The organism is Polynucleobacter sp. AP-Melu-500A-A1 (assembly GCF_018882125.1).
In the GTDB taxonomy this organism is placed as follows: Bacteria; Pseudomonadota; Gammaproteobacteria; order Burkholderiales; family Burkholderiaceae; genus Polynucleobacter.
The window spans coordinates 580,906-593,289 of record NZ_JACVOZ010000002.1; the positions used below are offsets into that span (position 1 = coordinate 580,906).

A 12,384-nucleotide genomic window follows, 5' to 3' on the forward strand; every position below is an offset into this window, starting at 1 on the left:
AATACCGATCCAATATCCGCCCATGATTTTTAAACAAGCCCTTCGCCGAGAACTCAGTTTTACGACTGGCGGGGTCTTTTTGGTTTTAGTCACCATCATGATCACCTCTCTGGTGATTCGTATTTTGGGTTTTGCGGCAAATGGTGCAGTTAACCCTGAAGATGCATTGGTCCTGATTGCTTTGGCAACTTTGGGCTATTTGGCAGTGCTATTAACAGTCTCTCTATTTGTGGCAACCCTGATTGTCTTGGTACGTTGGTATAAAGACTCTGAAATGATTGTGTGGTTTGCAAGCGGCTTGAGTGTTACCAGTTTCATCCGCCCTATTCTGCAATTCGCTATCCCCCTCATCATCATCATTGCTTTATTAGCCCTATTTGTTTGGCCTTGGGCAAACCGTGAATCCACATTAATCAGTCAGCGCTTCCAACAACGTGATGATGTGTCGATGGTGACTGCTGGGCAATTTAAAGAGTCGGCTAAAGCAGAACGTGTCTTTTTCATTGAAGAATTAGATGTCGATAAAAGTGAAGTGAAGAATATTTTTGTAGCCGACAATAAAAATGGGCGCTTAAGTATTGCCGTGGCCTCCACTGGATACATCCAAAATGCCGAGGGCGGCGAGAAGTCCATCGTTCTTCATACTGGCCGTCGATATGAAGGTAACCCAACCGAGCCCAATTTTAGAATTCTGGAATTTGACGAATACACCACTAAGATCCGCAGTGAAGATGCTATGGCACCTGCGCCACGTGACCGAGAAAAGACCATCACTGAGCTGCTAAATGATCCTAGTCCCCTTGCGATCAACCCCAATCGTGCCGAGCTCTTATGGCGTATTGGACTGCCGCTGATGGCCTTAGGCTTAGTCTTAATTGCCATACCCCTTGCATACGTCAACCCAAGGTTGGGTAGCTATACCGCGATGTTCTATGCAGTATTGATCTATCTGATTTACAGCAATCTACTCAACCTAACGCAAAACTTTGTTGCTCAAGGGAAGATCGATGTATTTATAGGGGTTTGGCCTATTCATCTATTTGCACTGCTCATTGCTGTTGCGCTGATACGCAATCGAATTAACCCTTCGATTAAGTGGTGGCGACGCCAGCTTCCTACCTCATATGGAAATCAAAAAGTTCAAAAATGAAGCTAATTTTTCCCTATATTTTTGAGCGCTATTTAGCTAAGCAGATTTATGCGGCTTTTGGATTTATCCTATTTGCTCTGGTTGCCCTATTTCTATTCTTTGATATTTTGAGTGAACTCGGCTCAGTTCAAGGTCAATACACTTTGCCGCTAGCCCTATTACATGTATTACTTAAAGCACCAAGCCGTATCTCTGAGATCATTCCTATAGCCAGCCTAATTGGCAGTATTTATGTCTTTGCAATGCTGGCAAGTCAATCCGAATTTACGATTTTACGTATTGCTGGCTTAGATGTTAAGAGGGGCTTACTTACACTTGCCAAAATTGCCATCCCGTTGATCATTCTGACTCTAATCATGAGTGAATGGCTAGGCCCCTACTCGGAAGCCAAGTCTGATCAAATTCGGATGAAGGCCTTAGGCTCTTCTTTCTCCTCGCAATTTAGAACAGGTGTTTGGGTCAAAGATCGCCTACGTGATGAAGATGGCAGTGGTCCTGTTCGCCCAGGCGTGCGCTATGTCAACGTTGGAAAAATTGATAAAGACAATGAAATCCGTAATATCCGAATGTATGAGTTTGATGATGTCTTTCACCTCCTCTCTATCAGAACTGCAGTATCAGGACTCTTTGACCAATCAGGAACCTGGGTTCTCAATGATGTTACCGAAACCCGCTTTAAAGAAACAAAGCAGTCCGATCCTTTAAATCCTGTTTTCGCCTCGCAAACCTTAAAACATCCAACCGTCACCTTAATGTCCGAAGTTACTCCTCAAATTCTGAATGTGCTGCTCATTAGCCCGGAAAAAATGTCCATTGTTAGCCTAGGACGCTTCATTGCACACTTACGCGAAAACAAACAAGATGCACAGCGTCACTCGATCGCCTTTTGGAAAAAAGTGGTGTACCCCTTTATTATTTTTGTCATGTTGACCTTGGCTTTGCCATTTGCCTACCTCAAGGTTCGCGCTGGTAGCGTTGGCATTAAAGTATTTGGCGGGATCATGCTGGGGATGAGTTTTCAACTCTTTAACTCGCTTTTCTCAAACGTGGGCTTACTGGGGTCCTGGCCAGCATTGCTCACCGCACTCCTACCGCCACTGCTCTACTTCTTGTTGGCCTTAGCAGGCTTGCGCTGGGTTTCTAAGGCTTAATACCCAAAAATCATTTAGAATTTCATTTCTATATCTTTGTAGATATATGGATAGGAATCCTCATGAATCTGCACCAATTTCGTTTTGTCCGGGAAGCCGTTCGTCAAAACTTCAACCTCACTACTGCTGCCAAGGCACTATTTACTTCTCAACCAGGGGTTTCAAAAGCCATCATTGAACTTGAAGATGAATTAGGCGTTGAAATCTTTCGCCGCCACGGGAAACGAATCCGATCCCTGACTGAGCCTGGGAAACGGATTTTGAGTTCGATTGAGCGCATTCTGGATGAGGTTGAAACACTCAGGCGTGTTGGCAAAGACTTTGCTAGTCAAGACCAAGGCAACTTTGTCATTGCTACAACCCACACCCAAGCGCGTTATGCTTTACCGAAAGTGCTTACTGAATTTACAAAGCGCTTCCCAAAGGTACGGGTGAGTATTCAACAGGGAAGTCCAGGACAAATTGCCGAGTTACTTATTCATGATCGTGCAGATATCGCTATTGCCACTGAAGGTATTGCCAATACCCCTGGAGTGTTGGCATTACCAGGATTTCAATGGCAGCATGTACTCATGGTGCCATTGAGTCACCCCCTATTAAATCAAGCAACGGTAACGCTTGAAGAGATTGCTAAATACCCCATCATTACTTACGACCGGGCTTTTGCAGGACGCAGCAAGATTGATGCTGCTTTTGCACAACGTAGCTTGAGTCCTGACATCATCTTAGAAGCAATTGATGCTGACGTGATTAAAACCTATGTGGAAGTTGGCATGGGTGTAGGTATCGTCGCGGGCATGGCCTACGATGCAGATAAAGACCGCAATCTCAAAGTGATTCCTGTGGGCCACTTGTTCGGCAATAACGTGACTCACCTTGGTGTAAAGCAAGGCGCTTATCTACGCTCTTTTGTTTACACCTTTATTGAGCTCTTCTCTCCAACGCTGACCAAGAAAATTGTCGAGCAGGCAATGACTAGCGGATCAGAGACTTACGAAATTTAGGACTTGGACATTCATCCATAGCCCTAGCTGTCATCGTATTGGGATCTTGGCAGAAGAATTATTAGTCTCAGAAAAGCAAACTTCCGGGATAATATTAAATATGAAGAAGAAATTAATTAGGCCCACTGCAAAAGAAGATGCAACAATTACCAAGGCCGCAAACTCTGATCCGGATTCTCGTCCATTTACTGATAAGCAATGGGCTAAAGTAAAGCCAAATTTAATTCGTGGTCGCGATAAACTGTTAGGTAGTGGCACCAAAGAACAGGTCACCCAAAAATTGATAGTGACACGCTAATATTTTATAAATCCAGAGTCGCTGTCTATAAGACCTAGTATTACCAAGCTTAGCTTGAATTAAAAAGAATATGCCCTGCACGGGCAGTATTAAATATTGGTGCCTCGGGGCGGACTCGAACCGCCACGCCTTGCGGCACCGGATTTTGAGTCCGGCACGTCTACCAATTCCATCACCGAGGCAGGTGTTTGCAGTGGAAATTCTGCTAACTTGATTGCTTTGTTACTGTTAAGACTTGAGAGTGTAACAAAAATTGGGTAATGATCCCCTACCTTGGTGCCAGAACCCCTTAAAATGAGGTCTTGTAGCCAAATTACTAAAAGGACTTACCCGCATGGCCGGCCATTCAAAATGGGCCAATATTCAACACCGCAAAGGTCGTCAAGACGAAAAACGCGGCAAGATTTGGACCAAGCTCATCAAGGAAATTACCGTTGCTGCCAAACTAGGTGGTGGTGATATTGGAACTAATCCGCGTTTACGCCTGGCAATTGATAAAGCCAAAGATTCCAACATGCCCAACGATAATGTGCAAAGAGCGATTCAGCGTGGTACGGGTTCCCTTGAAGGTGTGAGCTACGAAGAAATTCGCTACGAAGGCTATGGCATTAATGGTGCAGCAGTGATTGTGGATTGCTTAACTGATAACCGTACTCGAACTGTTGCTGAAGTGCGCCATGCTTTTAATAAAAATGGGGGCAACATGGGCACTGAGGGTTCGGTGGCGTTCTTATTTAAACACTGTGGCCAAATGCTATTTGCTCCAGGCGCTAATGAAGAACAAATCATGGAATTAGCCTTAGATGCTGGCGCAGATGATGTCATTACGCATGATGATGGCTCGCTTGAAGTTTTGACTCCTGTTCCTGACTTTTCTAAAGTGCAAGATGCGATTACTAAAGCAGGTCTCAAGCCTGAGCTTGCCACTGTTGCCATGCGCCCTGAAACTGAAATTGCTCTTACAGGTGACCAAGCAGAAAGTATGCAGAAGTTACTAGATGCGCTTGAAAATTTAGACGATGTTCAAGATGTCTATACGAATGCTGAGCTTTAAGTCTCTTACATCTCTCATCAATAATAATTAATATTGACAGCTTGCTATGAAAATTCTATTAATCGGATCTGGCGGACGCGAACATGCTTTAGCATGGAAACTCGCCCAATCACCTCAGGTGCAAACCGTATTTGTAGCACCTGGTAATGGTGGTATTGCTACAGCCAAACAAGCTACAGCAAATATTCAAAATCTGCCCATTACTGGATTGCAAGAGTTAGCGGATTTTGCCAAACGAGAGAACATTCACTTGACCGTTGTGGGTCCTGAAGCGCCATTGGCCGCTGGGATTGTGGATGTTTTCCGCAATAATGGCCTACGTATCTTTGGGCCAACACAACTAGCAGCACAACTGGAATCTTCTAAAGACTTTTCTAAAGCTTTTATGAAGCGTCACGGCATTCCAACTGCGGACTATCAAACCTTCTCTAGCGTATTAGAGGCTCATGCCTATATTGACGCCAAAGGCGCGCCAATTGTCATTAAGGCTGACGGTTTAGCAGCTGGTAAAGGTGTGGTTGTGGCAATGAGCTTAGCAGAGGCTCATGCAGCGGTAGATATGATGCTAGCGGACAACAAATTAGGCAATGCTGGCGCCCGCGTGGTGATTGAAGAATTTTTAACAGGTGAAGAGGCTAGCTTCATTGTCTTAGTAGATGGAAAAAATGTCTTAGCGCTTGCTACTAGTCAAGATCACAAGCGTTTACTCGATGCAGACCAAGGTCCAAATACTGGTGGTATGGGTGCTTACTCCCCTGCGCCAGTTGTGACACCTGAGATTCATGCTCGCGCCTTACGTGAAGTCATCATGCCTACCGTTAAAGGTATGGAATCTGATGGCATTCCATATACTGGCTTCTTGTATGCTGGCCTCATGATTACTCCAGATGGAAAAATCAAAACTTTAGAATTTAACTGCCGAATGGGTGATCCAGAGACACAGCCAATTATGGCGCGCCTGCGTAGCGATCTTGTCAATGCCCTCGATCATGCAGTCGATGGCACGCTCAATGAAGTTGAGCTTGAATGGGATCGCCGTACCGCCTTAGGTGTGGTGCTCGCAGCTCACAACTATCCAGACACCCCACGTAATGGCGATGTGATCACTGGTATACCAGCAGATACTGAAGATCAAATCACTTTTCATGCAGGAACTACATTACAGGATGGAAAATTGCTTACTTCAGGTGGTCGCGTTATGTGCGTAGTAGGCTTAGCCGACACCGTACGCGGTGCACAGCAAAAGGCCTATGACGTCATTGAAGTAATTAAATTTGATGGGATGCAATATCGTCAAGATATTGGCTATCGCGCTATTAAATAATCCTAAATCTTACTTAAAAGTTCAATCACTTGACAGCTCAACATACCCAAATCGATATCGCGGTCCTGAAGGATTATTTTCTAGGGCTACAAGATCGCATTACTAGTGCTATGAGCGCATTAGATGGAAAAGCCTTTGTAGCAGATGAATGGCATAAACCTGAAGACAGCAAACTCAAAGGTTATGGCCGTACTTGCATCTTGGATCATGGGAATATTTTAGAAAAAGGTGGCGTTGGTTTCTCGCATGTGCGCGGTGATCAAATGCCCCCTTCCGCCTCGCATCATCGACCAGAAGTTGCTGGACGAAGCTTTGAAGCCATGGGAGTGTCATTAGTATTTCACCCAAATAATCCCAAAGCTCCAACCACTCATATGAACGTGCGCTGCTTTCTCGCACAAGCTCCCGATAAAGAGCCAGTATGGTGGTTTGGTGGCGGCTTTGACCTAACACCCTACTATGGGTTTGACGAAGATTGCAGGCACTTTCATCAAACTGCTAAAGATGCATTAGATCCCTTTGGCGATGAACTCTATCCGCGCTTTAAAAAATGGTGTGATGAGTATTTTTATTTAAAGCATCGGGAAGAGCCTCGTGGCATTGGTGGGGTTTTCTTTGATGACTTTAATGAATTTGGTTTTGAAAAAAGTTTTGCAATGACACGCGCCCTTGGGGACTCATTCATCAATGCTTATTTGCCCATTATTCAGCGTCGCTACCAGGATCCATTTACAGCCGAAGAAAAAGCCTTCCAAGAATATCGTCGTGGTCGTTATGTCGAGTACAACCTCATCTTTGATAGAGGGACGATCTTTGGATTGCACTCTGGTGGACGCACTGAGTCTATCCTGATGTCAATGCCTCCAGTAGTTCAGTGGTGGTACAACTGGCAACCAGAACCCGGTACACCTGAGGCTAGGCTGTATGACTACTATCTCAAACCCCGCGATTGGCTAGCTTGAGTGCTGTGAAAAAAATTGGGATTTTAGGGGGGACATTTGATCCCCCGCATATTGGCCATCTGAAGCTCGCTATTCATTTTGCTAAATTACTAAATTTAGATGAGTTATTACTCATTCCAAGCGGTGAGCCCTGGCAAAAGGGTTCTGATATCACTGCTGCTGAAATCCGTTTTCAACTGACTGAAGCAGCGGGCATTGATTTAGCAAGAGCACTGCTCTACCTCAAGATACCCACACAAATTGGTATTGATCGTCTCGAGATTGAACGTGCCGGACCCAGTTACAGCATCGATACCGCTAAATCTCTTCGTGAGCGCTATGGTCCAAAAGCCAATTTGATTTGGTTAACTGGGGTAGATTCGCTGATCCATCTACCCACATGGAATGCTTGGCAAGACTTATTCCATTACATGAACTTTGCAGTAGCAAGCAGACCAAATTACGAGCTTGCAACTGAAATGAGCCCTGAAATCCGCAAGATCTTGCAAGAACGTCAAACCCAAGACCTCAGCGCCCTTGAAACTACACCTTATGGCCTCATCTACATTGATGAGAGCCTATCTGTCGACCTATCCTCAACAGACCTTCGAAATCGCCTAAAAACATCTGACCGAAATTTGATTGAACCTGATCAGATCCCATCTCATACCCTACAAATCATTACAAATCTGGGCTTGTACCAATAATCAAGCTAAGATCACCCTTAATAGAAAAATTACTACTGAGAAACCATGGACTTAAAAAAATTACAACGCGTCATCATTGACGCTCTAGAGGATGTCAAAGCGCAAGATATTCGCGTATATGACACCACTAAATTAAGTGAATTATTTGATCGCGTCATTATTGCCACCGGCTCCAGTAATCGCCAAACACGCTCCTTGGCGATGTCTGTTAAAGAAGATGTCAATGCTAAAGGCGGCGAAGTGATCTCTGTAGAGGGTCTTGAAACTGGTGAATGGGTCCTAGTAGATTGCGGCGATATTGTTGTCCACATCTTGCAACCGATGTTACGTTCCTACTATCAATTAGAAGGCATGTGGGGTGCGAAACCCGTACGCGTAAAGTTGGCTGGCGATAAAGGACTTGTCAAAGCTAGCGGACCAGACGACGAGTAAGTCGTCTTGTATTCCATACAAAGCATTTATCAATGCGCTTAACGATTGTTTCAGTTGGTCATAAGATGCCAGATTGGGTTGCTACTGCAACCCAGGATTACATCAAGCGTATGCCTGCAGATTGCAGTATTGATATCAAAGAGATTAAGCCTGATCTCACTCCTGCCAAAGAAGCCATCAAAATTACTAGCGCGATTCCAAAAGGCTCACGAGTCATTGCCCTAGATGAACGGGGCAAGGATCAAAGTACTCAAAATCTAGCGACCCAATTAGCCACCTGGCGCCAAGAGGGTATTGATATTACCTTTCTGATTGGTGGCGCAGATGGATTAGATGCCAGCCTGAAAGAAAATGCCGGGGCTATGTGGCGACTTTCAAGCTTAACATTACCCCACGCCATGGCAAGAGTCTTACTAGTGGAGCAACTTTATCGCGCCTGGACTATTTTGCAAGGTCACCCCTACCATCGTGAGTAATACCTTCATCTACCTGGCATCACAAAGTCCACGCCGCCAAGAGTTATTAAAGCAGATTGGGGTACGCTTTGAAATGCTCACCCCCAATCCGAAAGAAGATAGTGAGAGTATCGAAGAAGCTCTACCGCATGAAAAAGCCCGCGCCTATGTTGAGCGTGTCACGATTGCCAAAAGTATCGCCGCCTTAGCGCGTTGGCAAAACAAACAGCTCCCATGGGCACCTATTTTATGCGCCGATACCACCGTGAGTCTGCCCAATAGCATCGATGGAGAAATTTTGGGTAAGCCTAGCAATGCCGCAGATGCTGCGCGTATTCTGAAAATACTCAGCGGCAAGACTCATGAAGTACTCACTGCTGTCGCCATCACCCTAGCGCCGGCAGAACAGCCGATTTGTCTAGTGCAAGTTTCTGAAGTGCAATTTGCCAATCTGAGCTCTGCCCAAATCGATACCTATATAGCGAGTGGCGAGCCCTTTGGTAAGGCAGGTGCTTATGGTATCCAGGGATTGGGCGGCACTTTTATCCCCTCGATTCGGGGGAGCTATAGCGGTATCATGGGATTACCTTTATTTGAAACCACCCAACTACTCGATCGTGCCCAAGTGACCCGCATATGAACGAAGAGATTCTCATTAACATTACTCCGCAAGAGACACGTGTCGCTTTAATTCAGCAAGGTGCCGTTCAAGAATTACAAATTGAGCGTACTCGTCAACGCGGAATAGTTGGCAATATCTATTTAGCAAAAGTAGTACGTGTTTTACCAGGGATGCAATCGGCCTTTATTGAAATTGGTCTTGAGCGCACAGCTTTTATGCACGTCGCCGATATCACTCAAAACAATCCAAGCGCCCAAATTGAAAAATTGCTTTTTGAAGGACAGACTCTTCTAGTGCAAGTATTAAAAGATCCTTTAGGAACCAAAGGCGCTCGCCTCACTACCCAACTTAGTATTGCCGGTCGCAATCTAGTGTATTTACCGCCTGCTGGAAGCGATACTAGTACTGAAAAATATATTGGAGTATCTCAGCGCATTGAGCAACCAGAAGAGCGTGAAGCTATCAAGACGCGTCTTGCTGGTTTAATGGCGGCTGATGAAAAAGGGGGCATTATTGTGCGCACGAGTGCGCAAGATGCCTCGGATACTGAACTGCAACACGATATGCATTACCTTCGCACCACCTGGGAAAACATCCGTGAGGCAATGAATCACCATGCAGCTCCTAGTTTGCTATATCAAGATTTAAGCTTAGCTGAGCGAGTACTACGCGATGTCGCGGGTGAGCAAACTATCCAAATTCGAGTGGACTCCGCTGAGAATTTTGAAAAGCTCAAGGCTTTTGCTAATCTCTATATGCCTAATTTATTAGGCAAGCTTACATTGCACCGTGGTGAGCGTGCCCTCTTTGATTTGTTTGATATCGATGCGGAAATCAATAAGGCCTTAGGTCGTAGAGTAGACCTCAAGTCGGGTGGTTATCTCATGATTGACCAAACAGAGTCAATGACGACGATTGACGTCAATACTGGTAGTTATGTTGGTGCCCGTAATTTAGATGACACCGTCTTCAAAACCAATCTAGAGGCTGCCCAAGCCATTGCACGCCAATTGAGGTTACGCAATTTAGGTGGAATTATCATCATTGACTTCATTGATATGGTCACTAAAGACCATCAAGAATCTGTTTTACATGAACTGAACCGTAACTTAGAGCGTGATCATGCCCGCACATCGGTGAGTGATTTTTCTGCTTTAGGTTTAGTCGAGATGACGCGTAAACGTACTCGAGAATCTTTAGCCCATATCACCTGTGAGCCCTGCGCTACCTGCCTGGGCAAAGGCGAAATCAAAACTGCTCAAACGATTTGCTATGAAATTTTGCGAGAGATTGTGCGCGAGCATCGTCAATTTAATCCTCGCGAGTTCCGCATTGTTGCTGCACCAGATGTGATTGATCTCTTTTTAGAGGAGGAGAATCAATTCTTAGCTCAGCTAGGTGACTTTATCGGTAAACCGATTACGCTCCAAGCAGAAGGTAGCTTCCGCCAAGAGCAATACAATATTGTACTTAGTTAGCTATTTGAAAACTGAATACGGTGCAAGCTGGCATAGAGGCCATCTTTTCCAATGAGCTCCTCATGTGAGCCATTTTCAATAATCTGGCCATGTTCCAATACAACGATCCGACTTGCATGCTCGATTGTCGATAAGCGGTGAGCAATGACTAGAGTTGTTCTACCAGCCATCAAGCGCTCTAAGGCATCCTGAACTTGACGCTCAGATTCTGAATCTAGTGCCGAGGTAGCCTCATCCAAAATCAGAATCGGTGCATCTTTATAAATAGCTCTAGCAATAGCGAGACGTTGACGCTGGCCACCTGAGAGGCGATTACCGTTATCCCCCACCATAGAATCAATACCTTCAGGTAACTCACTAATAAGAGCGCTGAGATTGGCAGCTTCTAATGCCTTCATCACACGATTACGATCAATACCATTCTCATCAAAAGCACCATAGGCGACGTTTGCTGCAATGCTGTCATTAAATAGCACAACGTCTTGGCTCACAAAAGCAATTTGTCTTCTGACATCTGCCAGGATAATATCCTCTAACGGTATGTCATCTAAAAAAATATGGCCGGAGGTGGGCTGAAAGAAACGCGGTAATAAATTCACCAGGGTGGATTTACCGCCACCAGACGGTCCAACAAAGGCGACCACTTCACCTGGCGCAATATTTAAGTTAATTCCCCGCAAAGCATCTTGGCGACCAGCCTCTTGCTGATAAGAAAAACCAACATCCTCAAAACGAATACCGCCCTTCGCTTTATCCAAAGATTTCATATTGAGCTTGCGGTCTTCATCCTCTTCAAAAGGCTGATCCATGAGCGAGAAAATCATCTCCGCAGCAGTCAGGCCACGTTGTAAGGGTTGATTAATGTCAGCTAAATGTTTCAATGGGGAGATCACCAACATCATGGCAGTAATAAATGCGGCAAAGCCACCGACAGTGGTGCCCTGGGTGGCGGACTGCATCAAGGCAATCACCAGGACAACCGATAAGGCAATTGATGCAATTAATTGGGTAATGGGTTGATTGAGGCCACCAGCGACAGCCGACTTAATTGCAAATTGACGCAAGCGATGCGCTTTTTCCATAAAGCGCTGCATCTCATAAGACTCGGCACCATGTACCTTCACAATCTTATGACCCGCTACTGATTCTTCTACGATATACGCCAACTCACTTGTCAAACTTTGCTGCTCACGATTGAGCGCCCGCAAGCGGCGATTTATCTTGCTCATGATGAAAGCAATGATTGGGAAAATGATTAACACCAATAAAGTGAGTTGCCAGTTCAGATAAATCAGATACCCAATCAAACCAATAACGGTTAATGAGTCTCGTACTAAGCTAATTAACATCCCACCCATGATGGTGAGAATATTATTTACTTCAAAGACCACGGCGTTAATTAAATGGGATGCAGAATTTTGCTGAAAGAAAATGGTTCTAGCCCGTAATAGGGTGTGAAACATTTGCTCCCGTAATTTGAGGAGCACTGAATTAATCACCTGAGTCAGTAAATAGTTTGAGAAAAATTGAGCCAAACTACGGATAACTGCCAAACCAACCAAAAAAACCGGGACCTGCCAAAGCTTGTCATTGAGCTCCCCCGTAAAGCCCCGATCTAATAATGGCTTCATCAGGGCTGGAATAGCTGTTTCTGAGCCAGCCACCAGAACCATAGACAATAATGAGCCAACAATCAGCCCAATATGGGGTTTGAGATACTGAATTAAGCGATTTAGGGTAGTTCGGTCTTGAGCATTCATATAATGAA

General features: G+C 45.0%; 12 protein-coding genes, 1 tRNA gene and 1 pseudogene. 12 read left to right on the plus strand and 2 right to left on the minus strand.

All coding sequences use genetic code 11. The features are described from left to right. The first annotated feature begins 22 nt into the window (after nt 1-22). From lptF to ICN38_RS06295, 4 genes are all read left to right on the plus strand, one after another. Complete coding sequence (gene lptF, locus ICN38_RS06280) at nt 23-1,150, plus strand: LPS export ABC transporter permease LptF (protein WP_216256195.1); 1,128 nt, start codon at nt 23-25, stop codon at nt 1,148-1,150. Then, nucleotides 1,147-2,301: an LPS export ABC transporter permease LptG gene (lptG, locus tag ICN38_RS06285; protein WP_216256196.1), complete on the plus strand. Its 1,155-nt coding sequence runs from the start codon at nt 1,147-1,149 to the stop codon at nt 2,299-2,301. Before lptF ends, lptG begins: the two co-directional genes overlap by 4 nt. A 62-nt stretch (nt 2,302-2,363) precedes the next feature. Then, nucleotides 2,364-3,305, plus strand: coding sequence for a CysB family HTH-type transcriptional regulator (locus ICN38_RS06290; RefSeq protein WP_216256197.1), 942 nt, complete (start codon nt 2,364-2,366; stop codon nt 3,303-3,305). Between the two features lie 100 nt (nt 3,306-3,405). After that, nucleotides 3,406-3,603, plus strand: coding sequence for a hypothetical protein (locus ICN38_RS06295; RefSeq protein WP_216256198.1), 198 nt, complete (start codon nt 3,406-3,408; stop codon nt 3,601-3,603). A 97-nt stretch (nt 3,604-3,700) separates the two neighbouring features. Here ICN38_RS06295 and ICN38_RS06300 read toward each other — a convergent pair. After that, a tRNA-Leu gene (locus ICN38_RS06300) sits at nt 3,701-3,785 on the minus strand. 152 nt (nt 3,786-3,937) lie between these two features. Here ICN38_RS06300 and ICN38_RS06305 point away from each other — a divergent pair. From ICN38_RS06305 to rng, 8 genes and pseudogenes are all read left to right on the plus strand, one after another. Then, nucleotides 3,938-4,657 (plus strand): YebC/PmpR family DNA-binding transcriptional regulator, encoded by a 720-nt coding sequence (locus tag ICN38_RS06305; protein ID WP_216256199.1) that lies wholly within the window; start codon nt 3,938-3,940, stop codon nt 4,655-4,657. Between the two features lie 46 nt (nt 4,658-4,703). Continuing rightward, complete coding sequence (gene purD / locus ICN38_RS06310; protein WP_216256200.1) at nt 4,704-5,981, plus strand: phosphoribosylamine--glycine ligase; 1,278 nt, start codon at nt 4,704-4,706, stop codon at nt 5,979-5,981. Between the two features lie 50 nt (nt 5,982-6,031). Further along, on the plus strand, nt 6,032-6,943 hold the full coding sequence (gene hemF, locus ICN38_RS06315; protein ID WP_216256273.1) for an oxygen-dependent coproporphyrinogen oxidase: 912 nt from the start codon (nt 6,032-6,034) through the stop codon (nt 6,941-6,943). Between the two features lie 5 nt (nt 6,944-6,948). Further along, the gene (locus ICN38_RS06320) at nt 6,949-7,629 is read left to right on the plus strand and encodes a nicotinate-nucleotide adenylyltransferase (RefSeq protein ID WP_370624369.1); all 681 of its coding nucleotides are present in this window, start codon (nt 6,949-6,951) and stop codon (nt 7,627-7,629) included. 45 nt (nt 7,630-7,674) lie between these two features. Further along, nucleotides 7,675-8,058 (plus strand): annotated as a pseudogene (gene rsfS / locus ICN38_RS06325) (ribosome silencing factor); the annotation flags it as partial. Nucleotides 8,059-8,093: 35 nt separating this feature from the next. Continuing rightward, on the plus strand, nt 8,094-8,537 hold the full coding sequence (gene rlmH / locus ICN38_RS06330) for a 23S rRNA (pseudouridine(1915)-N(3))-methyltransferase RlmH (RefSeq protein ID WP_216256202.1): 444 nt from the start codon (nt 8,094-8,096) through the stop codon (nt 8,535-8,537). Further along, complete coding sequence (locus ICN38_RS06335) at nt 8,530-9,156, plus strand: Maf family nucleotide pyrophosphatase (protein ID WP_216256203.1); 627 nt, start codon at nt 8,530-8,532, stop codon at nt 9,154-9,156. Before rlmH ends, ICN38_RS06335 begins: the two co-directional genes overlap by 8 nt. Further along, on the plus strand, nt 9,153-10,616 hold the full coding sequence (gene rng / locus ICN38_RS06340; protein ID WP_216256204.1) for a ribonuclease G: 1,464 nt from the start codon (nt 9,153-9,155) through the stop codon (nt 10,614-10,616). Before ICN38_RS06335 ends, rng begins: the two co-directional genes overlap by 4 nt. Here the strand turns inward: rng and msbA are convergent. Further along, nucleotides 10,613-12,376: a lipid A export permease/ATP-binding protein MsbA gene (gene msbA / locus ICN38_RS06345; RefSeq protein WP_216256275.1), complete on the minus strand. Its 1,764-nt coding sequence runs from the start codon at nt 12,374-12,376 to the stop codon at nt 10,613-10,615. The two genes, rng and msbA, sit on opposite strands and share 4 nt — an antisense overlap. Nucleotides 12,377-12,384 lie beyond the last annotated feature (8 nt).

Bases quoted from the DNA above. Each gene is read 5' to 3' on its own strand.
- msbA (WP_216256275.1), bottom strand. From the start codon at position 12,376: ATGAATGCTCAAGACCGAACTACCCTAAATCGCTTAATTCAGTATCTC.
- ICN38_RS06305 (WP_216256199.1), top strand. From the start codon at position 3,938: ATGGCCGGCCATTCAAAATGGGCCAATATTCAACACCGCAAAGGTCGT.
- ICN38_RS06295 (WP_216256198.1), top strand. From the start codon at position 3,406: ATGAAGAAGAAATTAATTAGGCCCACTGCAAAAGAAGATGCAACAATT.
- rng (WP_216256204.1), top strand. From the start codon at position 9,153: ATGAACGAAGAGATTCTCATTAACATTACTCCGCAAGAGACACGTGTC.
- rlmH (WP_216256202.1), top strand. From the start codon at position 8,094: ATGCGCTTAACGATTGTTTCAGTTGGTCATAAGATGCCAGATTGGGTT.
- lptF (WP_216256195.1), top strand. From the start codon at position 23: ATGATTTTTAAACAAGCCCTTCGCCGAGAACTCAGTTTTACGACTGGC.
- ICN38_RS06290 (WP_216256197.1), top strand. From the start codon at position 2,364: ATGAATCTGCACCAATTTCGTTTTGTCCGGGAAGCCGTTCGTCAAAAC.
- lptG (WP_216256196.1), top strand. From the start codon at position 1,147: ATGAAGCTAATTTTTCCCTATATTTTTGAGCGCTATTTAGCTAAGCAG.
- purD (WP_216256200.1), top strand. From the start codon at position 4,704: ATGAAAATTCTATTAATCGGATCTGGCGGACGCGAACATGCTTTAGCA.